This window comes from Paramuribaculum intestinale, assembly GCF_030759015.1.
Lineage (GTDB): Bacteria > Bacteroidota > Bacteroidia > Bacteroidales > Muribaculaceae > Paramuribaculum > Paramuribaculum intestinale.
Map to the genome: position 1 here is coordinate 37,708 of NZ_CP098825.1, position 25,923 is coordinate 63,630.

The window sequence follows — 25,923 nt, forward strand, 5'->3', positions numbered from 1 at the left end:
CACCCTGCGGTATCACTTCCTTTTTTATGGTACCATGGCCGAGTGGTGAGGCAACGGTCTGCAAAACCGTGTACAGCAGTTCGATTCTGCTTGGTACCTCTTTAATTAGCGTGATGATCCGGTTTTGGATGCAAGTCCTGATCCGGATCTTTTTTTGTGGCATTGCGGGTGATGACAGCGGCTGCCGTTGAAACAAATCAATCTGCCCGCGCGTTTATTCTGATGAATGGCTGTGGCTGCGTGGATGGCGTAGAGTAGCCGTCGGATAAAATCTTAATCCTATGTCGCACAATGAACGCAACCGACGCGCATCGGCCAATATGGCCGACCGTCAGAATCAATCGCTCTATCCCCCGTGCACACGGCGCACCATGTGGGTCGCCATAATTCTCCTTGTGGTGATAGTCGCGGCCGGTATCTGGGCTTTTTACTCGATACTCGGCTGACAGGGCTTCCGCTGGCACGGTTTTTGCAGCTCTTGATGGCAGTAGAAATATCAAACAGATAATTATATGGAAAAAATTCAACCCGGAAAATATGTAGAGCTGGGCTACGACCTCTATGAAGTGACCCCTGCGGGTGAGAATCTTGTGCATCAGACCGATGCGCAGGATCCCGAAAAGATAATATTCGGAGTTACTCCCGGCATGATCCGTCCGCTTGAAAAGGCTATCGAGGGTCTGGAGGCCGGCGGCGAGTTTGACGTCACTGTCAAGGCTGCCGAGGCATTCGGTCCGCATGATCCCGATCAGGTGGCTCGTCTTGAAAAGGACGTGTTTGCCGTAGACGGGAAATTTGATTCCGAGATGGTAAAGAAGGGAGCGGTGCTTCCGATGATGACTTCTGACGGCTATCGCATCAACGGACTCGTGGTGGATGTCACCGACGATGAGGTCGAGATGGATTTCAATCACCCTCTGGCCGGCAAGGACGTGCGCTTCAAAGGCTCGATCATCACCGTGCGCGACGCTACTCCCGAAGAGCTTCAGCCGGCTCACGGCTGCGGATGCGGCTGCCATCACGGCGGCGAAGACTCCTGCGGCTGTCATGGCGACGGAACTGATTCGTGCGGATGCTCCGACCACGAGGGCTGCGGCTGTCACTGATCGCTTGCCAGGGTCGGCTTGCACGTGACATGCCGAATGATACAGACCCCTGCGCTGATGCTCTTTCCGGGCTTTGCGCGGGGGTTGTTTCGTCTGCGCGACCGGTGGCTCGATTCGGCGGGTTAATTTATAATCGGTATAAATTATTCCCGCGTTTTCTTTGAGATTACACATAAAATTGCCAATTTTGCAGCTGAAACTCCGACGTAAATTATGAGATTAGACGAACTTCAGACCGGGCAGAAAGCGAAAATCGTGAAGATTCTCGGCCACGGGGCGTTCAGAAAACGCCTGATTGAGATGGGATTCGTGAAGGGGCACGATATAGAGGTGTTGCTTCATGCTCCGTTGAAAGATCCCATCAAATACAGCATAATGGGCTATGAGATCTCGCTCAGACGGTCGGAAGCGCATCTTGTGGAGGTGACTCCCTTCGCAGGGGAGCAAAATCACGCGCGGAGTGGCGGTGAAAAGCCTGCCGACGTCAGGCACCGCCCGGCTCATGTCATCAATGTGGCTCTTGTCGGTAATCCCAACTGTGGCAAGACGTCGCTGTTTAATGTGGCTTCTGGAGCCAAGGAACATGTCGGAAACTATTCGGGAGTGACGGTCGACGCCAAGTCGGGTCACTTTGACTACAAGGGCTATCGGTTCAATATCGTCGACCTGCCGGGCACTTATTCGCTGGCATCCTATTCGCCCGAGGAGCTTTATGTGCGCAAATATCTGCGCGACGCCACCCCCGACGTGATCATAAATGTGGTGGTGGCCTCCAATCTTGAGCGCAATCTCTACCTGACCACCGAGCTGATCGACATGGACCGCTCCATGGTGATAGCTCTCAATATGTACGACGAGCTTGAGAAACGTGGCGACAGACTCGACTACAAGCTTCTCGGAAGTATGATCGGAGTGCCGGTGGTGCCTACCGTAAGCCGTACCGGACAAGGACTGAACGAACTGTTCGATACGGTTATCGATGTATATGAGGGACGCGACGAGGATGTGCGCCACGTGCATGTGAATCTTGGCGAGGATATAGAGCGCGGTGTGACCGCCGTGAAGGATCTGATCAAAGCCGAGCCTGATGTCAGCCCGCGCTTCTCGCCACGCTTCATAGCGATAAAACTCCTGGAGGACGATGCCGAGGTGATACGCCTGGTGGAGAGCCTGCCCGGATCGGCGCAGATCATGGAGGCTACGAGGGCGGAGCAGCAGCGTATAGAACTGATGCGCAAGGAGGATGCGTCGTCGGCCATCGCTGATGAAAAATACGGATTTATAGCCGGCGCGCTTGCCGAGACGCTTGTCAAGGGCGATCAGGACCGTAATAACCCGACGAATATCATCGACGCGTTTGTGACCAACAAGTTGTTCGGTTTCCCGATATTCCTCCTTATAATGTTTGCGATATTCTGGGCTACGTTCGAGATCGGCCAGTATCCTATGGACTGGATCGAGTGGCTGGTCGGTAAAATATCGCAGATTGTGCAGGGGATGATGCCCGACGGGCCGCTGAAGGATCTCATTGCCGACGGCATAATCGGCGGTGTCGGCGGTGTGATAGTGTTTCTACCCAACATATTGATACTCTACTTCTGCATCTCCTTCATGGAGGATTCCGGCTATATGGCGCGGGCGGCGTTTATAATGGATAAGCTGATGCACCGCATAGGGCTTCACGGCAAGTCGTTCATACCGCTGATCATGGGATTCGGATGCACGGTGCCCTCCATCATGGCAACCCGTTCGATAGAGAGCCGCACGAGCCGTCTGATCACCATACTGATCAATCCGTTCATGTCGTGTTCGGCGCGGCTGCCGGTCTATGTGCTGCTTGTCGGCACGTTTTTCGAGCGTCATGCGGCTCTGGTCATCCTCGGTCTGTATTGCCTCGGAGTGGTAGTGGCCATGGTCACCGCCCGTCTGCTGCGAAAGTTCAAGTTTACGACCGATGTCACTCCGTTCGTGATGGAGCTTCCGCCCTACCGCATCCCCACTCTGAAGGCCTCGTTGCGCCACACATGGGGCAAGGGTCAGCAATACCTCAAGAAAATGGGCGGAGTGATCCTCGTGGCCAGCATAATAGTTTGGGCTCTCAATTATTTCCCGATCCACGACAGGCAGGCTACGGTGGCAGATGCTGACGACGCGCAGCTGACCACAGCCATCTCCGACGATTCGCAGATCGATGTTCATCGTGATTCATATCTCGAAATGGCCGGAAAGATAGTCAATCCCGTCATGGAGCCTCTGGGATTTCACTGGCGCGCCTCTGTGGCGGCTCTTGCGGGCATTCCCGCCAAAGAGATCGTGGTATCGACGCTCGGAGTGCTCTATACCGGCGACGAGGAGATCGACGACAGTTCGCTCTCGGCACGCCTGACGGCTGTGAATCCCGCCACGGGCACGGCCGACTTCTCGGCCGCATCGGCACTGAGTTTCATGATCTTCATCCTGCTCTACTGCCCGTGCATAGCCACCGTGGCAGCGATAGTGAAAGAAACGAATTCGTGGAAATACGGTGCGTTTTCAGTAGTCTACAACACATTGCTGGCTTGGTTGGTAGCGCTTGCCGCCTACCATATAGCGCTGCCGTTCTGCTGACGGCGGCGTAAAATCATTGTCCTTCCCTACCTTTTTGGCATGAAAATTGTTTTAATGGGTGTAAGTGACTAAATTTGCAATCTCTAAACACATAACCTATCGAACAACTGACAAAAATGACCGAAAAGGCTGACATCGTCGGACTCATCACCGAGGGAATACAAGATAAGAAAGGACGACGAATCTCCGTCATAGATCTGAGCGGCATCGAGAGTGCCGCCGCCAGCAACTTCATAATATGCGAAGGCACCTCCACGATGCAGGTGTCGGCGATAGCCGACAATATACGCGAGCATCTGCTGGAAAAGGCCGGAATAAAGCCGTATAACTACGACGGCTACCAGAACTCGCAGTGGATCGTGATCGACTACGGCGACACGCTCGTCCACGTATTTATCCGCGAGATGCGCGAGCACTACAATCTCGAAGAGCTGTGGAGCGACGCTCCGCTGACAGAGATCGCCGACCTCGACTGAATCCATCCTCTTTCCGCACACACAACCCCAAGAAATGGAACAACCCAAGAAAAACAAACCGGCCATACGTTTCAGCATGTACTGGATGTATGCCATCGTGATAATATTTCTCGCCGGCATATTGTATTTCGACGACAATTCGATGACCAAGTCAGTGTCGTACACCAAATTCGAGCAGTATGTCCACGACCGCGGAGTGAGCCGCATCACAGTGTTCTCCAACAAAGGAGAGGTTGAAGGCGCCTTGACCGACTCCATGGCCAAGGTGGTGTTCGGCTCCAACTTCAAGCCCGAATCGGGTGTGAGCGCCCGCATTGTCGCCGAATCTCCCTCGGCCGACAAGATGCAGGACAAGATCGACCAGTGGCGTCAGGAAGGCGTGTTCAGCGGCGAGGTGAAGTATGAGAAGGGGAGCGACTTCGGGCCGCTGCTCTGGACCTTCGGCCCGGTGATAATACTGATCGTTTTCTGGTTTGTGATGATGCGCCGCATGTCGGGCCGTGACAGCGCCGGCGGCGGAGTGTTCAGTGTCGGCAAGTCAAAGGCCAAGATTTTTGACAAGGACGGTCCGATACATGTCACATTCAAGGATGTGGCCGGCCTCTCCGAAGCCAAGACCGAAATAGAGGAGATCGTGGAGTTTCTGAAAAATCCCCAGCGCTACACCAATCTCGGCGGCAAGATACCCAAGGGAGCGCTGCTTGTCGGCCCTCCGGGTACCGGCAAGACCCTTCTTGCCAAGGCTGTTGCCGGCGAGGCCAATGTGCCCTTCTTCTCCATGTCGGGTTCGGATTTCGTGGAGATGTTCGTGGGCGTCGGCGCGTCTCGTGTGCGCGACCTGTTCCGTCAGGCCAAGGAGAAAGCTCCATGCATAGTGTTTATCGACGAGATCGACGCCGTGGGCCGAGCGCGTGGCCGCAATCCCAACATGGGTTCAAACGACGAGCGTGAAAACACCCTCAACCAACTGCTGACGGAGATGGACGGCTTCGGCACCAACTCCGGAGTGATCATACTGGCGGCCACCAACCGCGCCGACATACTCGACAAGGCGCTGCTGCGTGCAGGCCGCTTCGACCGGCAGATCTATGTGGATCTTCCCGACCTCAACGACCGTGTGGCTATATTCAATGTGCATCTGCGCAAGATCAAGACCGATGAAACGGTCGACGTGGATCTTCTCGCACGCCAGACTCCCGGATTTTCGGGCGCCGACATAGCGAATGTGTGCAACGAGGCCGCACTTATCGCTGCGCGCCACAACAAGCAGAGCGTCGGCCGTCAGGATTTCATCGATGCCGTCGACCGTATAATCGGAGGTCTTGAGAAGCGCTCGAAGATCACTACCGACGAGGAGAAGCGTTCGATCGCCGTCCATGAGGCGGGCCACGCCACGGTGTCGTGGCATCTCCGCTATTCCAATCCTCTGATAAAGGTGACGATAGTGCCGCGTGGCAAGGCTCTCGGAGCAGCGTGGTATCTGCCCGAGGAGCGTCAGATCACGCCGACGCAGGCACTTCTCGACGAGATGTGCTCCACGCTCGGCGGACGTGCGGCCGAAGAGCTGTTCATCGGCCATATATCCACCGGCGCGGCCAATGACCTGGAGCGCGTCACCAAACAGGCCTATGCCATGGTGGCCTACTACGGCATGAGCGACCGTCTGCCAAACCTGTGCTACTACGACTCCACCGGTCAGGACTACGGTTTCTCGAAGCCCTACAGCGACGAGCGTGCCCGCCTGATCGACGAGGAGGTGTCGCGTATCATCAGCGAGCAGTATGAGCGCGCCAAGGAGATACTGCGCAGTCACGCCGAGGGACATGGCCGTCTGGCCGATACGCTTATCAGCCGCGAGGTGATATTCACCGAGGACGTGGAGAAGATCTTCGGCAAGCGTCAGTGGGCGTCGCGCACCGACGAGATTCTCGCCGCCAATCAGGCTGAGGGCGACACCAATGGACGTTCAGACAGCGATGCCGCCGATGAAAGCGACTCTCATGAATCGTCGCCCTCTCCGGCCACTGCGATGCCCGCTTTGCCCCCGGCCGAAACCGCTTCTGGCGATAGCGCTGCGGCTGACTCCGCCAGCGATAAGGGTGGTGAGGCCGATAAAGCCGATGACGCCGGCGACATCACTCCGCCTCCGTTCAAGGGACTTTGAATCCCGTCCACTACAGTTGATATCACGATCAGATTGTCATTAAGCCTGCTAAAGCCACGTCGATGAAATATCGATGCCTTCATCCTCCCTGCTGCGCGGCTGTCAGAGCGGTCATGCTCCTGATGGTCATGTCGGTGGCGCGTGTGGGCGCGCGTGGCGCAGTGGCCGATGCCGGTGACAGTATCGCTGTTCCGGCCGTAGCTCCGGCGACGGCCGAAGCTCCTTCGCCGACAAGCGATTTCAAGGTCGATTCATTGCCATTGTTCAACCGGCTGCCGCCAAAGGTTAAAAACTATCTCAACGGTTTTATGGCCGGAAGCGTCGACCGCACCCGCGAGAAGCGGGTTGATCTCAGCTTCGGTATCTCGCCGAGCTACACCCGCGAGGCGTCGTTCGGCATCGGGGCGCTGTGCACCGGACTCTATCGCGTGGACCGCACCGACAGTGTCGGCATTCCGTCCGATCTGTTTGCGTGCCTGAATGCTTCGCTCAACGGCTTCTTCGTGTTCACTTTCAAGGGCAACAATATTTTCCCCGGCAACCGTCTGCGACTCGGCTATAAATTCGAGGCATATCGCAAGAGGCTCGATTTCTGGGGCATCAATTCCGAGGAGACGGCCGTCAATCCCAAGTCGAAATATGACCGGCGCCAGATCGATCTGCGCACGGAGCTGGTCTATAAGCTCACACACCACCTTCATGCCGGTTTTCACACCAATTTCGACTATACCGACGCCCGTCGCATGTCGAATCCGGAATATCTGCTCGGCGGCCGGCGGCAGTACTACGTGACCGGACTCGGCGCCTCGCTCTCCATCGACTCCCGCAACAGTATCTTGCAGCCCACCCGCGGAGTGCATCTGAGCTACACTTACATGTTCTATCCGCGTCAGCTGGGGAGCGCTCCGGCGTCGTTTCAGAGCCATCTGATCATAGGCAACGCATATCTGGGTCTGTGGCGCGGCGCCACTCTCGCCTTTGATCTGTATGCAAAGTTCAATAGTTCGCACACTCCGTGGAGCATGCGCGAGATGATAGCCAGCGACGGCATACGCATGCGCGGCTACTACATGGGATCGTATATCGACAATAGTCAGATGTCGCTTCAGGCCGAGCTTCGCCAGCATATTTGGTGGCGCATCGGCATGACCGCATGGCTGGGTCAGGCGGCGGTGTTCTCGTCGTTCCGCAACCTGTCGAAGAAGGAGATCCGCCCCGAGTGGCTGCCCAACGGCGGCATAGGGCTGCGGTTTGAATTCAAGCATGGCGTCAACGCCCGCATCGACTACGGCATAGGCCGTCATACGGCCGGCTTCGTGTTTGCCGTCGGCGAGGCGTTCTGACCGTGTGTCAGTCGAGATGTATCTCAGCGTCGGCCATCTCGTCGTAGGCCTCCCATCCGGGATCGTTTTCGGCCGATATGCTGAGCGGCAACACCGGCAGCGGTTCCAGCATCTCGTTGAGCTTGCGGCCGAAAATGTGGGTCGAAAGGGTGTAGAACACCCAGTTGCGCTCGCCTGAGCCGGTGAAGATGCCGGTCATTACCGCCACCGGATCGCGGCTGAATTCGTCGTTGAGCAGATCCGTCACCTGCTCCATCACCTTCGAGTCCTCTTCCGAGGGCATCCCGTCGGGCTTGGGTGTGTAGGGCCATGTCACTTCCACTCTGATGCTGAACCGGGGATTCGCGCGGAATTTCTCCACATCGCGACGCCCTGTGACCATAATCAATTGTCCGCTCTCGCTTTCGGCCGGAGCGGTCCACCATTCGCCTGTATCGCTCATGAGATTGTTGTGTTGTCGTGGTTGGGTTTCTTGCGTAAAATTACTCCAAAACATTTTTAATTGCAAATTGTCGCAGTTCAAAAACCGGACTGCGGAATGCGCGGGCGAAAAGGCTGAAAAAATGCATGCGTCATGACTCCAAATGCCGATTTTTTTACATACCTTTGTAGGTCAGTAACTACAACTCCTTACGAAGATATGAAATTCAACGTTCCGAGCAAGACCCTCAGCGGTTTCGTTTCAGCTGTAAGCAAGGTAATAAACTCAAAAAATCCGCTTACGATACTCAACAACTTCCTCTTTGTTCTGGAGGAGGACACCCTGACGGTGAAGGCGTCAGATTCGGAGAACTCACTGGTGGCGCGCCTCGACGTGACAGGCACTGAAGGCGAAGGCTCCTTCTGCCTCGACGCCCGCCGCATCGTGGAGCTGCTCCGCGAGCTTCCCGATCAGGGTATAACGTTCGATATCAACGACGAAAACCTCGAGGTGAAGATCTCCTATTCGAGCGGCGACTACTCTACGGTGGGTATCAACGGACGCGAATATCCCGAGCCCGAGCAGGCCGACGAAGGAGAGCGGCTCAGCTTTGTATGCCCGACGGAGGTAGTGATGAAAGGCATCGAGAACACACTCTTCGCCGTAGGCACCGACGATCTTCGTCCGCAGATGATGGGTATTCTATGGGACGTGAAGCCCGATCATATCGTGTTTGTGGCCACCGACACACGCAAGCTGGTGAAGTTCACCAACTCGCTCGTGCAGCCTCAGTGTGAGTGCTCGTTCATACTGCCGCTCAAGCCCGCCACGGTGCTAAAGAACGTTTTCGCCAAGGAGGATTCAATCAAAGTCACGGTCAGCGAGCGCAACGTGCGCTTCGAGTCGTCGTCCTACATCTTCGACTGCCGCCTCATCAAGGGCAATTTCCCTCCTTACGAGAGAGTGATACCGGCAGGCAACCCCTACACGCTGACCATCGACCGCCAGTCGCTCATCAATTCGCTGCGCCGCGTATGCGTGTTCGGCGACGACGGCAACGGTCTGGTGAAGTTCAAGCTTTCGGCCGACAATCTCACGCTCCGCGCGCAGGACAGCAGCTACGGCACATCGGGTCTGGAGTCGCTGCCGTGCCAGTATGACGGCGCCGAACTGCTCATCGGATTCGGAGCGCCCTATCTGCTCGAGATTTTCAACACCCTCTCCACTCCCGACGTGATGATGAAACTTGCCGATCCGAGTCATGCGGCCATCTGTCTGCCGGCTGAGAACGCGCCGGGCACCGAGCTGCTGATGCTGCTGATGCCGATGCATATCGTCGACTGACACTGATCCGGCACACCCATTCCATCATCTCCACTCTACCAGCCACGCTTTGCTTTATGGAACTCAATCTCAACAAACCGATAATATTCTTCGATCTCGAAACCACCGGCACCAATATCACGCAGGACCGTATCGTGGAAGTGTCGATACTCAAGATCATGCCCGACGGCAAGGAGATATCGCGCACCCGACGCATCAATCCCGGGATACCCATCCCGCCCGAGGCCACGGCCGTGCATCATATCACCGACGCCGACGTGGCCGGCGAGCCTACGTTCAAGCAGATAGCCAAGGATCTGGCTTCGATTTTCGCCGGATGCGACATCGCCGGGTTCAACTCCAACCGGTTCGACATACCGATGCTCGACGAGGAGTTTCAGCGTGCAGGCATAAAGTTCGACTTCACGAAGCCGCGGTTTATCGACGTGCAGACGATATTCCACAAGAAGGAGCAGCGCACGCTCGTGGCTGCCTACCGCTTCTACTGCGGCAAGGAGTTGACCGAGGCACATTCGGCCGACGCCGACACACGCGCCACCTATGAGGTGCTTAAGGCGCAACTCGACCACTACGACGATCTGCCCAACGACATATCATATCTTTCGGAATACTCGGCGCAGAACCGCAACGTCGACTTCATGGGGCGTCTGGTCTACGACGACAAACACCGCGAGGTGGTGAATTTCGGCAAGTACAAGGGGCGTCTGGCCGAGGAGGTGCTGCGCACCGATCCGAGCTACTACAACTGGATAATGCAGGGCGATTTCTCGCAGAACACCAAGGATGCCTTCACCGCCGTGAGGCTCCGTATGAAAACCGAAGGCAACTGATGCTGAAAGGCAAGCACATAATACTCGGCATCACCGGCGGTATCGCAGCCTACAAGTCGGTCAGCCTGCTCCGCCTGTTTGTAAAGGCAGGGGCGGAGGTGCAGGTGGTAATCACCCCTGCCGGAAAGGAGTTCATAACTCCTGTCACGCTGTCGGCTCTGAGCGGTCGTCCGGTCATAAGCGAGTTTTTCACAGCCAATACAGGGCAGTGGAACAGCCATGTCGACATAGGCCTCTGGGCCGACGCCATGGTGATAGCGCCCGCCACGGCCTCCACCATAGCCAAGATGGCCTGCGGAGTGGCCGACAATATGCTCGTCACCACCTATCTGTCGGCCAAGGCTCCGGTGTTTGTGGCTCCGGCCATGGATCTCGACATGATGGCCCACCCCACCACGCAGCGCAACATCGGGCTGCTGCGTTCGTATGGCAACCATGTCATCGACTCGCGTGCCGGCGAACTTGCAAGTCATCTTGTGGGCAAAGGCCGCATGGCCGAGCCTGAGGAGATACTTGAGGCTGTCGATGCGTTTTTTGACGCTTCCGCGTCAATGAAGGGGCTGAAAGTGATGATTACAGCCGGACCCACCTACGAGAAGATAGATCCTGTCAGGTTCATAGGCAATTATTCGTCGGGCAAGATGGGCTATGCCATAGCCGACGAGGCCGCGCGCCGTGGCGCCGAAGTCACCGTGGTCAGCGGTCCGGTGAGTGTCGTTCCCTCCGAACCGGGCGTCAGGGTTATAAAGGTAGAGTCGGCCCGCGAGATGATGGAGGCCGCCGAGCATGAGTTTGCCGGTGCCGACGTGGCCGTGATGGCTGCTGCTGTGGCCGATTATGCTCCTGTCGAGCCCGCACTGAGCAAGATCAAGCGCGAGGGGGGAGAGCCTCCGGTCATCCGCCTGGTGAAGAACCCCGACATAGCGGCGGCACTGGGAGAGCGCAAGCGCCCCGGACAGACGCTGGTGGGTTTTGCGCTCGAAACCGACCACGAGATGGACAATGCCGCCGACAAGATGAAGCGCAAGCATCTCGACATGATAGTGCTCAACTCTCTCCGCGACAAGGGAGCCGGATTCGGTACCGACACAAATCTCGTCACCATACTCTCGGCCGACGGCCGCACCACCCGCTACGATCTGAAATCCAAACGCGAGGTGGCCTGCGATATCCTCGATCAAATCTGCGCCATGCGATGAAACGGATGCTGCTGACACTGGTCGCCTTTGCGGCTGCCGTGGCGGTGGCCCTTTGCTCCGAGCTCAACTGCAAGGTGGAGGTCAATGTCAGCCGCACCGAAACGATGCCCTCCGACGTGGCGCGTCAGCTGCAGGAGGCCGTCGCGGAGTATGTCAACACCACCTCGTTCACCGAGCTTCGTATAGCTCCCGGAGAGCGGATCGAGTGCCGGATGTTTTTCGACGTGCAGTCATATGCCGACGACAAGGTGAGCGCCGTCCTGACGGTGCAGTCCACCCGACCGGTCTACGACAGCAGCTACACCACCACGCTGCTCAATGTCAGGGACGCCGAGGTGGAGTTTCCCTATTCGTCCGGACAGCCTCTCGTTTTTGCGCGCGACGCCATCGATTCGGAGCTTACGGCGCTGCTCGATTTCTATGTGTATCTCATTCTGGCTGTCGATGCCGACAGCTTTGCGCCCGAGGGCGGGACTCCTTTCTACGGGGTGGCCTCGCAGATCGTCACTCTGGCCCGGTCGTCGGGCGGCAAGGGGTGGCGCGCCATCGACTCCCCGCGCAACCGCGCCTCGCTGCTCGCGGCGCTGACCGAGCCTCCCACCGCGGCCTTCCGTACTCTTCTCTACGACTACCACCGTCGCGGTCTTGACGTCATGACCGTCAGCCCCGAAAAGGGGCGCGCCACTATAGGGCAGACGCTGCAGCGGCTGCGCGACATGGTCTCGCAGTCGCCCATGACGCCGCTCGCGGCTCTGATGCGCGATGCCAAGCTCGACGAGTTTGTCGGACTCTATTCCAAGGCCTCCGACGACGAGCGCCGCGAGGCGGCGGCGCTGCTGACGGCTCTCTGGCCGTCGGAGTCCGAAGCCATGGAAAAGATAAAGAACCCCAGGAAATAAAACCTGCTACTGTCGGTTAAATCATAATACTTCCCTTATGCTCGAAACACTGCATATATCCAACTATGCGCTGATTGATGCGGTCGACATCCGTTTCTATCCCGGACTCGACATAATCACCGGCGAAACCGGAGCCGGCAAGTCGATAATGCTCGGGGCGCTCTCTCTGCTACTCGGAGGGCGGGCCGACACCAAGGCCGTGCGAAGTGCCGACCGCAAGTCGGTCATCGAGGCGGTATTTGCCATCGAGGCCTATCCCCACCTGCGGCAGGTGTTCGCCGAGGCCGACATCGACTGGGATCCGCAGCGGTGCATACTACGCCGCGAGATAGCCCCCAACGGACGGTCGAGAGCGTTTGTCAACGATTCGCCGGTGCCGCTGTCGCGTCTGCAGGAGATAGCGATAAATCTCATCGACATCCATAGTCAGCACAACAATCAGCTGCTCGCCCAGCCGGGATTTCAGCTGCAGGTCATCGACACTCTGGCCGGAAACGCCGAGCGGCTCCGGGAGTACGGCCGGCGTTTCGACGCGTTCCGTTCGGCCGTGCGTCAGCTCAAGAAGACCAAGGCACGGCTGGAGCGCGTGCGCGACGACGAGCAGTTCACCCGCTATCAGCTCGAACAGCTCGACTCGGCGCGGCTTCAGAGCGGAGAACTGGAGCAGCTCGAAAAGGATCGCGAGGTGCTGGGCAATCTCACGGCGGTGAAGTCGGATCTCTACGACGCTCTTCAGGCGCTCTCCGACGGTGGCAGCAATGCCATATCGCTCGTCGACGAAGCGGCCGGCGCGTGCGACCGCCTCGGAGCGGCACTCGACGAGACCGACGACATACCGGGCCGTCTGGCCACTATCCGCATAGAGCTTGCCGACATCGCCGCGACGCTGTCGGAAACCGACGCCGGGCTGAGCGCCGATCCGCGCGAGCTTGAGGCGGCCGAGGAACGTATCGACACGCTCTACTCGCTGCTGTCGCGCCACAAGGCCGAGACGGTCGACCAGCTGATAGAGCGCCGCGAGGAACTGCGCGCGCGTCTGGAGCAGCTCGACGACTCCGACACCACAGTGGCCGATCTGGAGCGGGAGGCGCGACGCGCGCTTGCTCTGGCCAAAGAGAGTGCGGCCGAGATCACGGCCACGCGCCGCCGGGCGGCTGCGGATTTCGCCGCGATGCTGCGGGAGCGCGCCATGCCGCTCGGCATGAAAAACCTTCAGGTGGAGGTGCGCGTCGATCCGGCCGACATCTCGGCCACCGGCATGGATCGCGTGGAGTTTATGTTTGCTTTCAACAAAAATCAGCCTCTGATGCCTGTGGGCGGAGCGGCTTCGGGTGGCGAGATCTCGCGTCTGATGCTCTGCGTCAAGGCCATCATAGCCGACCGTATGAGTCTGCCGTCGATAATCTTCGACGAGATCGACACCGGGGTGTCGGGAGAGGTGGCCTCGCGCATCGGCGATATGATGGAGAGTATTTCCCGTTCGCTGCAGGTGATAGCCATCACACATCTGCCGCAGGTGGCGGCGCGCGGAGGCCACCACTTCAAGGTTTTCAAGGAGGACGACGACACCTCGACCCACACACGCATAGCCGAGCTCGACTATGACGCCCGCGTGGCCGAACTGGCCATGATGCTCGGAGGCGAGTCGTCGGCCGAGGCGGCCAGAGCCAATGCCGTGGCTCTCCTTGCCGGCAGATAAAACCGGTCTCCCCGACGGGGGTCATAATCGATAACAGAATAATAGGAAAAGTATAACAGGATAACAGCAATGATACAGTCAACCGACTACATATTCGGCCTGCGTGCCGTGATGGAGGCCATCGAGGCCGGACGCGACATAGACCGCGTGTATATAAAGAAGGATCTTGACGGCGATCTGGCCCGTCAGCTCACCGACATGATACGCGCCAACGGCATTGTCAGCCGGCGTGTGCCGGTGGAGCGCATCAACAAGATCACCCGCAAGAACCATCAGGGCGTGGTGGCCATACTGTCGGCTGTGACCTATCACAGTATTGACAATCTCGTGCCGCAGCTCTACGAAGACGGGGTGACCCCTTTTCTGATGGTGCTCGACGGCATCACCGACGTGCGCAACTTCGGCGCCATAGCCCGCACGTGCGAGTGTGCGGCTGTCGATGCGGTGGTCATACCGGCTCACGACAGTGTGAGTGTCACCGCCGACGCTGTCAAGACCTCGGCCGGCGCGCTGTCCTATCTGCCGGTGTGTCGTGTCAACTCCACGCTGTCGGCCGTAAGATACCTCAAGGCGAGCGGCGTCAGGGTCGTGGCTGTCAGCGAGAAGGCTGATATCAACTACACCATGGCCGACTATTCGGGGCCAGTGGCTCTCGTGATGGGAGCCGAGGACCGCGGCATATCGCCCGAAGTACTCCGCGAGTGCGACACCTTCGTGTCGATACCGATGTTTGGTCATATCGGATCACTCAACGTATCGGTGGCAGCCGGAGTGCTCGCCTACGAAGTAGTGCGCCAGCGCCTCAGCAGCAACATGGAGATCATCTGAGAGCATCGGAGCGATCATGGCTGCTATAGCTATCATGGTAATCAGAATAATAGTAGTCATTAGATAGTCAGAGTAATCGTAATTCTCATAATATCATCGGAGTCATCGGAGCGATCTGATGGCTCCGATGATTTTTACCTCTAGCCTTGCTTCGCTCTCTCTCCTCCTCCTCCTCCCTGTGCTGACGCCATGTCGCGGGCTCGTGCCCTCCGGGACTCGCCGCGCTGTGTGTGGTTCTCTCTTGTCCGGGGTCTACGCCTCGGATGGTCACCGATCCGCTGTCGCGCATCGGCGTCCATCCTCCGCTCCGAACCCCGGTTTCCATCTCCCCGCACGCTCCGCGGCTCCCGCCCTCCCCGCCGGATGGGGTGACGTTCTCGGAGCCGCGGAGCGTGCGGGCAGATGGAATCCCCGGTTCGGAGCGACCGGCGCTATCTCCCGACACGCGTCAGCGGAGCGGGAGATGGCGCGTCGCGTAGACCGGGGGCGGAAGAGCCGTCCACACCACTCGGCCGAGCTGCGGAGCATGCGAGATCAGCCGCTGCGCGCCAGCCCGGGCCTCCCACCGCCTCCCCCCCCCGCGCCTATCTCCCTATCGGCTATGGGTGGTCGTAGACCACCGACTTTTGTAAGCCCCGCCATGCCGCCCACAGGGTGGCTTGGTGGGGTTAGGATCAGGCAGCGTACGGATCTTCGTAGATGAGCCGCAGGGACAGATCCCCATCTCCGTCAGCGGCTCATCTTCGATGATGCCGATCACCCCGATCCATCCGATTTCCGATGCTGATAGATCGCCAGTTAATAGAGGTTAATTTTACATCGAAGTTTATCCCGAAAAAGTTAATAAAATCTAATGGGGGGGGGTAATGTAAATAATTGTATAAAAGTTTGTGGGAATGAAAAATAAATGAAAAATTTGCAGCGGACACTCGAATTGTGTTGTCGTTTAGCCAACAGAAATTAACTAAACTAAACCAAATACACTTAAACAAACACAAATTATTATCCAATCTCAAAAAACAAGTGATTATGAAAAAAATGATTTTGCTTGTGTCGATGCTGGCAGGTGTCATGACCTTCTCCGGCTGCGTCGACGACAAAGAATCGGCATCTGTCACAGCAGTTCGCGAAGCCAAGGCCGCACAGCTGTCAGCTTTGGCCGCTCTCAGTAACGCTCAGGCAGCCAATCAGCAGGCTCTCGCCGATACCGAGAACGCTCTGCGTGAGGCCAAGGTGGCTTACGAAACAGCCAAAGCAGCCTATCAGCAGGCTCTCGCCGATAAGGCTAACTCTGAGGCACAGGCTGCCGCAGCAATACAGATGGCCGCCGCTCAGAACGAGATCCAGCGTCTTGCCAACGAACTCGAGGAGATGGCTATCCGGCACAAGATCGCTATGCTCGACCTGCAGACTCAGTACGAGGCTGCCCTCAAGAAAGCCGACGATGACAGCCAGGCGCTTCTCGGTGGTCTCTATATGGCCTATCAGACAGCGGCCACAAACCTGCTCAACGCCCAGCAGGAAATAGCCCAGCAGAAGATTGATCTTGCCAAGCTGCAGGCCGGACTCGTTGACTCTGACGAGGCCAAGCAGATAATGATCAATAAAGAAAATCGCAAGATCGCCAGCGCGGAGCAGACTATCGCCGAATGGAAAGCCAAGCTCGAGGTGTTCGAGGCACAGAAGGCTCCCGAAGAGGCCAAGGCTGAACTGGTGACAGAGAAGGCCGCCCTCTCGCAGCTTGCGCAGGACAAGGCGAAGGCTTTAGAAGCCGCCGACAAGGCTCGCGAAGAAATGAATGATGCCTGGAGCGATATCTATGACCAGAAATATCATGGTCTGGCAATGGATGTGACCGGTGGCAAGTATGGCAATTTCGTTGACGAAGAAGGTAATCCTACCGGAGAGGCTTTTGGCGATTTCATCTATCTGCAAGACTATGAGGAGAACGCGCTCGGCAAGCCGGTAGAGGCAACAGTGAATACCTACTGGTTCAGGACAACCGACGACAAGGGCAACACCACCTACACCGCGGTTATGAACCGTATGATCCAGAAGACCGTGACCAAGACCGAGACTACGGCTCCCGGTGTGGAAAGCACAAATACCTACGAGGCCTACCCCACCTACTACTATCAGCTCAACGCTGAGGGCGTGAAGGCATACGTCGCTGCAATCAAGGCCAATGTGACAAAGAACGAAGGCAAGGCTCTCGAGGCCGCTAATAAGGCTCTGGCTGCTCAGCAGAAGGTTGTCGCCGATCTTGAAAAGGCCGAGATAAAGGATGAGGCTGCCATTGAGGAAGCCAAATCTATGCTGCCGGGCCTGCAGACCGACGTGAACACCGCGAAGGCTGCTCTCGACAAGGCCAACGCACAGGTTGCAGCTATCCAGACTGCATTTGACACCATGGCTGCCGAGGCTGCCAACTGGACCGTCACAATCGAGGCCTACAACGCTGCCAGCGAGGCTTATTGCGACGCTCAGTTCGTTTATGAAAAGGCTGAGGATGCTTACGGTCTCCAGGATGCTAAGGTTTATGCTCTTGATGCTGTCGTACGCGGTAATGTGATCGTGGACGGCATTAACATGACGTTTGACCAGGCTATAGAACATGCCGAGCGGGAGATCGCAAATGCTATCAATACGATCTCCGATGCCAAGCAGGGGATTGCGAATATCGAAATCGCTGAGGCCGATCAGTTAAAAGCTCTGGCTATCGAGAGGCTCGAAGCTGAGATAGCTATCGCAGAGGCTGAGATCCCCGCTCTCGAAAAGATCGTTGCCGACACCAAGGCCGCTCTCGATGCTGCAACTGCGGCTCAGGCTGAGTAATTGTCACTATCAAAACGGCTAAACAATGAAGATTAGACGACTATTGATGTCGGCCCTTCTTCCCATGACCTGCCTGTGCGCGGCCGCACAGCAGGGTGAAGACAACACCCCCGCAAAGGGCGACTTCACCGTGGCGGCCACACTCGGCTACAACAGCTACACCGAGGCTACGGCTCTGCCCGGAAACCTCACCGACTACGAGGCGGCGGCATTCGCTACCGACTGGAGCAAAAAGAAGCTCACAGTGGGATTCGAAGCAGGCTATTTCGTGAGCGATAAGTGGAAGCTGAGTCTTGGAGGAGGCATCAATTTCACTCACAATCCCGGCTATGCCGACAAGCCGGGCACCATGACTCCCGGCATGTCCGGCGAGGATATGGTGGGCGAGATACCCAGCTATCGCGCAGTCGCAAGCCAGTATTCCTGCACCTACAATGTGGCAGCGGGTCTTGACCGCTATTTCAGCAGTTCGGTGAAAAACCTGATGTGGTATGGCGGAGTCCGCGTAGGCATGGCCTACAGCCTCAACGAGCAGAAATACGACGAGTGGACGGCGATGGGCAAGAGCGTAGGAGAGTCGTGGAGCCTCCGCGGCGCGCTCACCATCGGAGCGGACTACTACGTGATGAAGGGTATGTATGTTGGAGCATCGGTCGATCCGTTTGCTTACACTTACAACATGACTTCCTTCCGTCCTCAGGAAGGACTGGCACGTCTGAGCGCCGATAGCAGCAACTTCGCTATCCTGGCGGCTCCGACCGTAAAAATCGGCTTTAGGTTTTAAGGCACAGATATTACACTGATCGGTAGGCGGCGACGGAGTGATCCGGCGCCGTCTTTTTTTCTTCCCGCCTCCTCCGTCCCCCTCTCTCTTTCCTCCCCTGCCGGATGGGCTTCCGCCCTCTGTCGCCGCCGTCCCCCCCCACACTCTCTCTCCTCCCCTGCCGGATGGGGTGACGTCCTCGGAGCCGCGGAGCGTGCGGGCAGATGGAATCCCCGGTTCGGAGCGGTACGCCGCCACCGCGACGCGTTAGCGGGGCGGGGGAGCGGGGCGGGGGAGCGGAGCGCGTAGACCGGGGGAAAGAGAGCCGTCCACTCCACTCGGCCGAGCTGCGGAGCCTGCGAGATCAGCCGCCCGCGTCAGCACGGGCCACCTGTCTCAGGTATCTTCGTGGATGAGCCGCAGCGCCGGTGGCGGAGGCTGACACGGAGATGACACTATGTCAGATGTGTGTCAGTAGCGCGGTTTGTGGTAATATGCTTGCTGATAAAACTTTATGTATGAGTCAACTTTTTTGGCACGTGATTTGTTTGTATTAGTGATCGCCGGCGGCCCGCAATGTCAGCGGGTGTCGGTCAGAAACAGAAAATATTAATAAAAATACAAAATAAAATCTTTTAATTATGGGAAAGATTATAGGCATTGACCTCGGCACCACCAACTCGTGTGTGGCCGTTCTCGAAGGCAAGGATCCTGTGGTGATCCCCAACAGCGAGGGACGCAATACGACTCCTTCGGTAGTAGCGTTTGTTGATGGCGGAGAGCGCAAGGTGGGCGATCCGGCCAAGCGTCAGGCCATCACCAACCCCAAGCGCACGATCTATTCGATCAAGCGTTTCATGGGCGAGAACTGCCAGCAGGTGGCAGGCGAGATAGAGCGCGTGCCCTATAAGGTGGTGTGCGGCTCCAACGACACTCCGCGTGTCGACATCGACGGCCGCGAGTACACTCCGCAGGAGATCTCGGCCATGATACTTCAGAAGATGAAGAAGACTGCCGAGGACTACCTCGGACAGTCTGTGACGGAGGCTGTCATCACTGTGCCGGCCTACTTCAACGACTCGCAGCGTCAGGCCACCAAGGAGGCCGGCGAGATTGCCGGACTGACCGTGAAGCGTATCGTCAACGAGCCTACCGCAGCCGCTCTGGCCTACGGACTCGACAAGACCAACAAGGATCAGAAGATAGCCGTGTTTGACCTCGGCGGCGGCACGTTTGATATCTCGATCCTCGAGCTTGGCGACGGCGTGTTTGAGGTGAAGTCGACCAACGGCGACACCCATCTCGGCGGCGACGACTTCGACCATGTGATCATCGACTGGCTCGCCGACGAGTTCCAGAAGGACGAGGGCGTGGATCTTCGTCAGGACCCGATGGCTCTCCAGCGCCTCAAGGAGGCCGCCGAGAAGGCCAAGATAGAGCTTTCGAGCGCCACTTCGACAGAAATCAACCTGCCGTATATCATGCCTGTCAACGGCATACCCAAGCATCTGGTGAAGACGCTGACACGCGCCAAGTTCGAGCAGCTCGCCGACAAGCTCATCCAGGCCACCATCAAGCCTTGCGAGCAGGCTCTCAAGGATGCCGGCATGACCCCGAAGGATATCGACGAGGTGATACTCGTGGGCGGTTCGACCCGTATCCCGGCCATACAGCAGGTGGTTGAGAAGTTCTTCGGCAAGGCTCCCTCGAAGGGTGTCAACCCCGACGAGGTAGTGGCTGTGGGCGCTGCCATCCAGGGTGGTGTGCTCAGCGGCGATGTGAAGGACGTGCTGCTCCTCGACGTAGTGCCCCTGTCGGTAGGTATCGAGACTCTCGGCGGCGTGATGACAAAGCTTATCGAAGCCAACACCACCATTCCTACCCGCAAGAGCGAGACATTCTCTACGGCCGCCGACAATCAGCCTTCGGTTGAGATCCACGTGCTGCAGGGCGAACGACCCATGGCCAAGGACGACAAGACTCTGGGCAAATTCCATCTCGACGGCATCGCTCCCGCTCCGCGCGGCATACCGCAGATCGAGGTCACTTTCGAGATCGACGCCAACGGCATTCTCAATGTTTCGGCCAAGGATAAAGCCACCGGCAAGGAACAGAGCATCCGCATCGAGGCATCGAGCGGCCTGACCGACGCAGAGATACAGCGCATGAAGGACGAGGCTGCGGCCAATGCGGCAGCCGACGCCAAGGAGAAGGAGCGCGCCGACAAGATCAATCAGGCCGACTCGCTGATATTCCAGACCGAGAAGCAGCTCAGCGAGCTGGGCGACAAGATCCCCGCCGACGTGAAGGCTCCGATCGAAACCGCTCTGACACGCCTCAAGGAGGCTCACAAGGCTCAGGATATCGACGGCATCGACTCCGCCATCAAGGAGGTGGAGGCAGCCTTCGGCGCAGCCCAGCAGGCTATCCACAACGCACAGGCACAGGCTCAGCAGCAGGCCGGTCAGCAGCCCGGCTCGCAGCAGGGGCCGCAGCCGGGAAGCGGCGACGGAGTGACCGACGTCGACTTCGAGGAAGTGAAATAAGGCCTGCGGCCCGACACTGATATAGCGATGGGGCGTGGCCGATGACAGGCGACGCCCCATCCGTTTTGAAAATAACGTATTACTTAATCAAAAAAACAGAGATATTATGGATGAACGCAACACTGTGATAGAGGCGATCCGCAATGCCGGAGAGCCTGTCAACGCCTCGAAGGTGGCTGAGGTCACCGGGCTTGACAAGAAGGTGGTCGACAAGGTATTCGCCCAGCTCAAAAAGGATGGCACGATAGTGTCGCCGGTCCGCTGCAAGTACACCCTTGCCTGAGCCGACAACCCTTGCCGAATTATGGCTTAAATCAAAGTCGCCGTGTCAGAATGCCCGATTCTGACGCGGCGACTTGTTTGCGCTGAAAACTGTCGCGGCGATATGGCATGCTAAGTGTCGAGTATACGGCGGATCTCTTTGTCGAAATCAGAATCGATCTGTTGGGTAGGATTGAAAAGGTCGTATTCTGCTTCCGCTTTTGCCTTGGCCTGTGAGGCGGATATGCAGCCGCGATTTGGTAATGTCTTATAATCGTTGAATGTCAAGAATTTATTGACACTTTCGGCAAATTGTTCCATGGTGAATATGTTTCCGCGTTCGATCTGTCCCTCAATATAATCGAAATAGGATGTGACAGTCCGTTCGAGAGAGCGGATCTCTTTGTCGGTCAGATAGTTTTTAGCAATAGTTACATCAGATTTGAGTATGCGGCCGTCAGGAGCGTTTTTCCATGAAGTAAGCCCCATATTGGGTTTCGTATGGTCAGCGCCGGAGTGTATTATCTCGGCGGCAGTATGTCCGGTTATGGCATAATGAAACCGGTTCTGTACCATGGCATAAAAATCTTTTGTTGCCGGTGCCATACGGTCGTAATCGATGCTGCACTCGGCATATATGTCGGTGATCTGTTGCCAGATGCGTCTCTCGCTGGCGCGAATGGAGCGTACGCGTTCAATTAGTTCGCGGAAATAGTCGCGCCCGAATGTCGCATTTCCCTGTTTGAGACGTTCGTCGTCAAGTACGAATCCTTTACGGATATATTCGTTGAGTATGCGTGTGGCCCATTGACGGAACATGGTGGCGCGGCGGCTGTTTACGCGGTATCCGACACTGATTATGGCATCAAGGGAATAAAAGGCCGTATTATACTTTTTTCCATCGGTCGCAGTATGTGCAAATTTTGCACATACTGATTCTTCATAGAGTTCTCCTGTCTCAAATATATTTTTGAGATGCTTGGTTATGACGGTGCGGTCAACTCCAAACAGTTGAGAGATGGCTTTCTGTGTAAGCCATAGTGTCTCATTCTCCACATAAGCCTGCACTGTCCCTGAATTGTCGGGGAGATTGTATAAGATAAATTGAATTTCCTTTGCCATGGTTGTCAGCTGTCGGTGTAGTGAGTCGCTTTCGTTTTATGCAAATATAGCGAATTATTCCGAGAATGACAAGATGTCTGTCGAATCATGCCTCATGGTATTGGTGTGGCGGCGTGTGATTCGAGGTCGAGGAGGCGGCGTTTGGCTGCGATGCCGCCGGCGTAGCCTGTCAGCGAGCCGTCGGCGCCGGTCACCCGGTGGCAGGGGACGATGATTGATATGGCGTTGGCTCCGCAGGCCGATGCCACTGCTCTTACGGCTGTGTGGTGTCCGACGGATGCCGCCAGCTGCGAGTAGCTGATGGTGGATGCGTAGGGGATTGCTGTCAGTCGCCGCCATACGGCTTGCTGCAGTGGCGTGCCGTCGATGGCCAGAGGCAGGTCGAATTTGCGTAGCCGTCGGTCGAAATACAGGTCGAGCTGTCGGCGCGCTTCGTCGATCAGTGGCGAGTCGGCTGCTCCGGGGGTGGACAGCGGGCCGTAGAGGCGTCGGAGGCGGCGTTCCACCACAGGCCGCGGACTGCCGCCTGCTGCCCAGTCGCACAGGCATATCCGATGGCCGACGGCGCCTATGAGAAGATCTCCGCAGGGGGTGTGGTGTGTGGCGGTGAGGATGGTGGTGTTCATGACGGTAGGTGGTGTAAGTAACACGCTCTTATGGCATACAACAAGGTCCTGTGTCAACGCATAATGTCATGACACAGGACCGTCGTATCGGTTTGTGATCCTTCGTGCAGGGCGCTGCAGGCACCGCTGCTCTCTTTCGCGGGATTTATTTCTTCTTGCGGTTGCCGTAGCGGTTCATGAACTTGTCGACGCGGCCGGCGGTGTCGACGAGTTTCTGCTTGCCGGTGAAGAAGGGGTGTGAGGCGCTTGTGATTTCAAGCTTCACGAGGGGGTAGGTCTTGCCGTCCACCTCGATTGTCTCCTTGGCGGCGATAGTAGAACGTGTGATGAAGATCTCTTCGTTCGACATATCTTTGAACACAACTTCGCGATAGTTGGAAGGATGGATGTCTTTTTTCATTTTGTTATGCTGTTAATCGATTAATCCGTTAGAAAATCGCGCTGGTAAGGCGCAATGTTTGTAATGGCGGTGCAAAGTTAGAAATTTTTTCACAATCCGCCAACGGTTTTGTCGGCTTTGCGGCTTGATTGCAATAAATTAGTGGACAAACCGGTGGCGATGGCCGAAAAAACTGCCGGATTTGTGCCGGATCAGAGCATGGCGAGGGCTTTCTTGATGGCCTGTTCCACCTTGATCTGAGGCTCGGCGTCGAAGAGTTTGCGGAGCGCCTTGGCTGCGGCCGGACGCGGAAATCCGAGCATCACGAGAGCGGCGAGAGCCTCCTCGAATGCCTCGCTTGCGGCGGGAGCCATGGCGGCTGCGGGTATGTCGCCCGAGGGTTTGATCTTGTCGCGAAGATCCACCACTATGCGCTGTGCTGTCTTGGCTCCGATCCCTTTGACGGCTTTGAGCCGCGCGTGGTCGCCTGCGATGATGACCGACGCCAGTTCGGGGGCGGGGATCGACGAGAGTATCATCCGCGCGGTATTGGCGCCGACGCCGCTGACTCCAATGAGCTCGCGGAACAGTTCGCGCTCCTGCGGACTGATGAATCCGTAGAGCTGATAAGCGTCTTCGCGGATTGCTTCGTGAACGAGCAGCCTGGCTTCCTTCTTGTCCTGCAGTTCGGTGTAGGCTGTCAGTGTGATGGCAAGAAGATAGCCCACGCCGTGGCAGTCGACCACGGCGTAGGCGGGTGTGAGTTCGGCCAGAGGGCCATGTATGTATTCTATCATCAGTCGGCGAGATCTACAGCGTAATACATCTTTTTGCCTGTGGGATAGACGCCGGAGATGAACATAACCTTGTCGTAGGTGTCGTCGCTCTTCATGATGGCGTCGTAGATCTTCTCGACATCCTCGGGCGAGCTGACGCGGCCGTTGTTGATGTCGGAGATGATGAAGCCTTCACGGATGCCGGCACGCTTGAAGCGTCCGTCGCCAGTCACCTCGCTCACCTGCACTCCGCTGCGCAGACGCAAGGCGCGGAGCTTGTCGTCGGCCACTTTGGCGAATTTGGCGCCGAGTGCCTCCACTGTAGGCGCTTTGACGATGCGTGTGGATCCCTGGTTGTTGAGAAGAGTCACGTCGAAGTTTCTGGTGCTGCCGTCGCGCACGATGGTCAGCGAGGCTTTGTCGCCCGGGCTGAGACGGCTGAGCTGCTCCATGAACTGGGCTTTGTTGTGGATGGCCGTGCCGTTGATGGCCACGATCACGTCGTTGGGTCTCACTCCGGCGGTCATGGCGGCTCCGCCCTCGCTGACCTCCTCCACGACAATGCCGTCGTTGATGTTCTTGAATCCCTTCTCCTTGATGATCTCGGGGGTGAGTTCACGGAAGGTGATGCCAAGCACCGCGCGCTGCACCGTGCCGTATTTCTTGAGGTCGGTCATCACCTTGACCACTATCGAGGTGGGTATGGCGAACGAATAGCCGGCATAGTTGCCCGTCTGCGAGTATATGGCGGTGTTTATGCCGATGAGTTCGCCTTTGAGATTGACGAGCGCTCCACCCGAGTTGCCGGGATTGACGGCGGCATCGGTCTGTATGTATGATTCGATGGTCATCCGTCCCTGGCGGCTGTCGGAGATCGAGCGGGCTTTGGCGCTGACTATGCCGGCGGTGACGGTGGAGGTGAATCCGAACGGATTGCCCACGGCGAGCACCCATTCGCCCACGAGGAGATTGTCGGAGCTTCCCATCGGTATGACGTGGAGGCTGTCGGCCTCGATCTTTATAAGGGCGAGGTCGGTGGTGGGGTCGGTGCCTATGACGGTGGCGTCGTAGGTGCGGTTGTCGTTGAGTGTCACCTCAAGGCGTTCGGCGCCCTCGATGACATGGTTGTTAGTGACGATATGTCCGTCGGCGCTGATGATCACTCCCGATCCGAGTCCCATCGGCTGCTCCTTGGGCTGCTGTTCCTGCTGCTGGGGCTGTTGCTGCTGGCGGCGCGGGGTGCCGAAGAAAAATTCAAAGAACGGATCGTCAAACGGGGTGCTCTGACGGGTGGAGCGCTGGCGCAGTGTCACGTAGCTCTTGATGCTGACCACTCCGTTGATGGTCGATTCGGCTGCGGCGGTGAAGTCGGTTTCGAGCGCGGCACTCTGCGCTACGGTCAGGAACCGGCCGTTGGCGTCGGTGCGGCCGTTGTCGGAGAGGTCGGTGTCGGCCTGACGTGACAGGCCTGAGTCTGAAGCCTTGAAGGCTCCCACGGTGATGACCGAGCTTGCGACGGCTACGCCGCAGGCAGTCAGGAGAGTCTTGGTGAAGTTGTTCATATTCCTGTGTTGGTTTATTGTCTGTGATGGTTTATTGTCTGTGACGGCAAAAATAGTGCTAAATTTAATGTAGGATGTGCGCCTTTGTCGTTTTTTAATGCGATTTAATATATGGGGCTTCTGATTTTATGAATTTT

Annotated in this window: 23 protein-coding genes and 1 tRNA gene; 17 read left to right on the forward strand and 7 right to left on the reverse strand. The window is 57.2% G+C overall.

Annotation, left to right across the window (positions count from 1 at the left end):
• Positions 1 to 28: 28 nt before the first annotated feature.
• The 7 genes from NF347_RS00130 to NF347_RS00160 all read left to right on the forward strand — a co-directional run bounded on the left by NF347_RS00130 (position 29) and on the right by NF347_RS00160 (position 7,696).
• Positions 29 to 99 (forward strand) — tRNA-Cys (locus NF347_RS00130).
• Positions 100 to 281: 182 nt separating this feature from the next.
• The gene (locus NF347_RS00135; RefSeq protein ID WP_161553769.1) at positions 282 to 446 is read left to right on the forward strand and encodes a hypothetical protein; all 165 of its coding nucleotides are present in this window, start codon (positions 282 to 284) and stop codon (positions 444 to 446) included.
• 66 nt (positions 447 to 512) lie between these two features.
• Positions 513 to 1,106 (forward strand): FKBP-type peptidyl-prolyl cis-trans isomerase, encoded by a 594-nt coding sequence (locus NF347_RS00140; RefSeq protein WP_107036098.1) that lies wholly within the window; start codon positions 513 to 515, stop codon positions 1,104 to 1,106.
• Between the two features lie 213 nt (positions 1,107 to 1,319).
• The gene (feoB, locus tag NF347_RS00145) at positions 1,320 to 3,713 is read left to right on the forward strand and encodes a ferrous iron transport protein B (RefSeq protein WP_107036097.1); all 2,394 of its coding nucleotides are present in this window, start codon (positions 1,320 to 1,322) and stop codon (positions 3,711 to 3,713) included.
• A gap of 116 nt (positions 3,714 to 3,829) precedes the next feature.
• The gene (rsfS, locus tag NF347_RS00150) at positions 3,830 to 4,189 is read left to right on the forward strand and encodes a ribosome silencing factor (RefSeq protein ID WP_107036096.1); all 360 of its coding nucleotides are present in this window, start codon (positions 3,830 to 3,832) and stop codon (positions 4,187 to 4,189) included.
• A gap of 34 nt (positions 4,190 to 4,223) precedes the next feature.
• Complete coding sequence (gene ftsH / locus NF347_RS00155; RefSeq protein WP_107681403.1) at positions 4,224 to 6,353, forward strand: ATP-dependent zinc metalloprotease FtsH; 2,130 nt, start codon at positions 4,224 to 4,226, stop codon at positions 6,351 to 6,353.
• Positions 6,354 to 6,415: 62 nt separating this feature from the next.
• Positions 6,416 to 7,696: a BamA/TamA family outer membrane protein gene (locus NF347_RS00160; protein ID WP_107036094.1), complete on the forward strand. Its 1,281-nt coding sequence runs from the start codon at positions 6,416 to 6,418 to the stop codon at positions 7,694 to 7,696.
• Between the two features lie 7 nt (positions 7,697 to 7,703).
• Here the strand turns inward: NF347_RS00160 and NF347_RS00165 are convergent, their stop codons facing one another.
• On the reverse strand, positions 7,704 to 8,138 hold the full coding sequence (locus NF347_RS00165; RefSeq protein WP_161553770.1) for a DUF695 domain-containing protein: 435 nt from the start codon (positions 8,136 to 8,138) through the stop codon (positions 7,704 to 7,706).
• A 198-nt stretch (positions 8,139 to 8,336) separates the two neighbouring features.
• Between NF347_RS00165 and dnaN the strand changes: the two genes are divergently transcribed.
• From dnaN to rlmB, 6 genes are all read left to right on the forward strand, one after another.
• Positions 8,337 to 9,461, forward strand: a complete 1,125-nt coding sequence (dnaN, locus tag NF347_RS00170; RefSeq protein ID WP_161553771.1) for a DNA polymerase III subunit beta — start codon at positions 8,337 to 8,339, stop codon at positions 9,459 to 9,461.
• A gap of 56 nt (positions 9,462 to 9,517) precedes the next feature.
• Positions 9,518 to 10,291, forward strand: coding sequence for a 3'-5' exonuclease (locus NF347_RS00175; RefSeq protein WP_107036091.1), 774 nt, complete (start codon positions 9,518 to 9,520; stop codon positions 10,289 to 10,291).
• Positions 10,288 to 11,490, forward strand: coding sequence for a bifunctional phosphopantothenoylcysteine decarboxylase/phosphopantothenate--cysteine ligase CoaBC (gene coaBC, locus NF347_RS00180; protein ID WP_107036090.1), 1,203 nt, complete (start codon positions 10,288 to 10,290; stop codon positions 11,488 to 11,490). The genes NF347_RS00175 and coaBC overlap by 4 nt, the downstream gene beginning before the upstream one ends.
• A complete protein-coding gene (gene porD / locus NF347_RS00185; protein ID WP_107036089.1) occupies positions 11,487 to 12,389 on the forward strand; it encodes a type IX secretion system protein PorD in 903 nt (300 codons plus the stop codon). The genes coaBC and porD overlap by 4 nt, the downstream gene beginning before the upstream one ends.
• A 37-nt stretch (positions 12,390 to 12,426) precedes the next feature.
• Positions 12,427 to 14,088 (forward strand): DNA repair protein RecN, encoded by a 1,662-nt coding sequence (gene recN / locus NF347_RS00190; RefSeq protein WP_123541707.1) that lies wholly within the window; start codon positions 12,427 to 12,429, stop codon positions 14,086 to 14,088.
• Between the two features lie 69 nt (positions 14,089 to 14,157).
• Complete coding sequence (rlmB, locus tag NF347_RS00195) at positions 14,158 to 14,916, forward strand: 23S rRNA (guanosine(2251)-2'-O)-methyltransferase RlmB (protein WP_107036087.1); 759 nt, start codon at positions 14,158 to 14,160, stop codon at positions 14,914 to 14,916.
• Between the two features lie 85 nt (positions 14,917 to 15,001).
• Here the strand turns inward: rlmB and NF347_RS00200 are convergent, their stop codons facing one another.
• Positions 15,002 to 15,361 carry a hypothetical protein gene (locus tag NF347_RS00200; RefSeq protein ID WP_148061033.1) on the reverse strand — a complete coding sequence of 120 codons (360 nt, stop codon included), beginning with the start codon at positions 15,359 to 15,361 and terminating at the stop codon, positions 15,002 to 15,004.
• A gap of 584 nt (positions 15,362 to 15,945) precedes the next feature.
• On the opposite strand from NF347_RS00200, the gene NF347_RS00205 reads away from it, so the two are divergent.
• From NF347_RS00205 to NF347_RS00220, 4 genes are all read left to right on the forward strand, one after another.
• The gene (locus tag NF347_RS00205; protein ID WP_107681894.1) at positions 15,946 to 17,751 is read left to right on the forward strand and encodes a hypothetical protein; all 1,806 of its coding nucleotides are present in this window, start codon (positions 15,946 to 15,948) and stop codon (positions 17,749 to 17,751) included.
• 25 nt (positions 17,752 to 17,776) lie between these two features.
• A complete protein-coding gene (locus NF347_RS00210) occupies positions 17,777 to 18,535 on the forward strand; it encodes a BT1926 family outer membrane beta-barrel protein (RefSeq protein ID WP_107037072.1) in 759 nt (252 codons plus the stop codon).
• A 620-nt stretch (positions 18,536 to 19,155) separates the two neighbouring features.
• Positions 19,156 to 21,060: a molecular chaperone DnaK gene (dnaK, locus tag NF347_RS00215; protein ID WP_107036767.1), complete on the forward strand. Its 1,905-nt coding sequence runs from the start codon at positions 19,156 to 19,158 to the stop codon at positions 21,058 to 21,060.
• 106 nt (positions 21,061 to 21,166) lie between these two features.
• Positions 21,167 to 21,343, forward strand: a complete 177-nt coding sequence (locus NF347_RS00220; RefSeq protein WP_107036766.1) for a helix-turn-helix domain-containing protein — start codon at positions 21,167 to 21,169, stop codon at positions 21,341 to 21,343.
• A 110-nt stretch (positions 21,344 to 21,453) separates the two neighbouring features.
• On the opposite strand, the gene NF347_RS00225 is transcribed toward NF347_RS00220, so the two are convergent.
• From NF347_RS00225 to NF347_RS00245, 5 genes are all read right to left on the reverse strand, one after another.
• Entirely contained in the window at positions 21,454 to 22,443 is a 990-nt protein-coding gene (locus NF347_RS00225) for a virulence RhuM family protein (protein WP_107036765.1), read from the reverse strand.
• A 92-nt stretch (positions 22,444 to 22,535) separates the two neighbouring features.
• On the reverse strand, positions 22,536 to 23,069 hold the full coding sequence (locus NF347_RS00230) for a methylated-DNA--[protein]-cysteine S-methyltransferase (RefSeq protein WP_107036764.1): 534 nt from the start codon (positions 23,067 to 23,069) through the stop codon (positions 22,536 to 22,538).
• Positions 23,070 to 23,214: 145 nt separating this feature from the next.
• Positions 23,215 to 23,469: a type B 50S ribosomal protein L31 gene (locus tag NF347_RS00235; RefSeq protein ID WP_107036763.1), complete on the reverse strand. Its 255-nt coding sequence runs from the start codon at positions 23,467 to 23,469 to the stop codon at positions 23,215 to 23,217.
• Between the two features lie 191 nt (positions 23,470 to 23,660).
• Positions 23,661 to 24,245, reverse strand: a complete 585-nt coding sequence (gene ruvA, locus NF347_RS00240; protein ID WP_107036762.1) for a Holliday junction branch migration protein RuvA — start codon at positions 24,243 to 24,245, stop codon at positions 23,661 to 23,663.
• Positions 24,245 to 25,786 (reverse strand): Do family serine endopeptidase, encoded by a 1,542-nt coding sequence (locus NF347_RS00245; RefSeq protein WP_107036761.1) that lies wholly within the window; start codon positions 25,784 to 25,786, stop codon positions 24,245 to 24,247. Before NF347_RS00245 ends, ruvA begins: the two co-directional genes overlap by 1 nt.
• Positions 25,787 to 25,923: the final 137 nt, after the last annotated feature.

Bases quoted from the DNA above. Each gene is read 5' to 3' on its own strand.
- NF347_RS00135 (WP_161553769.1), top strand. From the start codon at position 282: ATGTCGCACAATGAACGCAACCGACGCGCATCGGCCAATATGGCCGAC.
- NF347_RS00140 (WP_107036098.1), top strand. From the start codon at position 513: ATGGAAAAAATTCAACCCGGAAAATATGTAGAGCTGGGCTACGACCTC.
- feoB (WP_107036097.1), top strand. From the start codon at position 1,320: ATGAGATTAGACGAACTTCAGACCGGGCAGAAAGCGAAAATCGTGAAG.
- rsfS (WP_107036096.1), top strand. From the start codon at position 3,830: ATGACCGAAAAGGCTGACATCGTCGGACTCATCACCGAGGGAATACAA.
- ftsH (WP_107681403.1), top strand. From the start codon at position 4,224: ATGGAACAACCCAAGAAAAACAAACCGGCCATACGTTTCAGCATGTAC.
- NF347_RS00160 (WP_107036094.1), top strand. From the start codon at position 6,416: ATGAAATATCGATGCCTTCATCCTCCCTGCTGCGCGGCTGTCAGAGCG.
- NF347_RS00165 (WP_161553770.1), bottom strand. From the start codon at position 8,138: ATGAGCGATACAGGCGAATGGTGGACCGCTCCGGCCGAAAGCGAGAGC.
- dnaN (WP_161553771.1), top strand. From the start codon at position 8,337: ATGAAATTCAACGTTCCGAGCAAGACCCTCAGCGGTTTCGTTTCAGCT.
- NF347_RS00175 (WP_107036091.1), top strand. From the start codon at position 9,518: ATGGAACTCAATCTCAACAAACCGATAATATTCTTCGATCTCGAAACC.
- porD (WP_107036089.1), top strand. From the start codon at position 11,487: ATGAAACGGATGCTGCTGACACTGGTCGCCTTTGCGGCTGCCGTGGCG.
- recN (WP_123541707.1), top strand. From the start codon at position 12,427: ATGCTCGAAACACTGCATATATCCAACTATGCGCTGATTGATGCGGTC.
- rlmB (WP_107036087.1), top strand. From the start codon at position 14,158: ATGATACAGTCAACCGACTACATATTCGGCCTGCGTGCCGTGATGGAG.
- NF347_RS00205 (WP_107681894.1), top strand. From the start codon at position 15,946: ATGAAAAAAATGATTTTGCTTGTGTCGATGCTGGCAGGTGTCATGACC.
- NF347_RS00210 (WP_107037072.1), top strand. From the start codon at position 17,777: ATGAAGATTAGACGACTATTGATGTCGGCCCTTCTTCCCATGACCTGC.
- dnaK (WP_107036767.1), top strand. From the start codon at position 19,156: ATGGGAAAGATTATAGGCATTGACCTCGGCACCACCAACTCGTGTGTG.
- NF347_RS00220 (WP_107036766.1), top strand. From the start codon at position 21,167: ATGGATGAACGCAACACTGTGATAGAGGCGATCCGCAATGCCGGAGAG.
- NF347_RS00225 (WP_107036765.1), bottom strand. From the start codon at position 22,443: ATGGCAAAGGAAATTCAATTTATCTTATACAATCTCCCCGACAATTCA.
- NF347_RS00230 (WP_107036764.1), bottom strand. From the start codon at position 23,069: ATGAACACCACCATCCTCACCGCCACACACCACACCCCCTGCGGAGAT.
- NF347_RS00235 (WP_107036763.1), bottom strand. From the start codon at position 23,469: ATGAAAAAAGACATCCATCCTTCCAACTATCGCGAAGTTGTGTTCAAA.
- ruvA (WP_107036762.1), bottom strand. From the start codon at position 24,245: ATGATAGAATACATACATGGCCCTCTGGCCGAACTCACACCCGCCTAC.
- NF347_RS00245 (WP_107036761.1), bottom strand. From the start codon at position 25,786: ATGAACAACTTCACCAAGACTCTCCTGACTGCCTGCGGCGTAGCCGTC.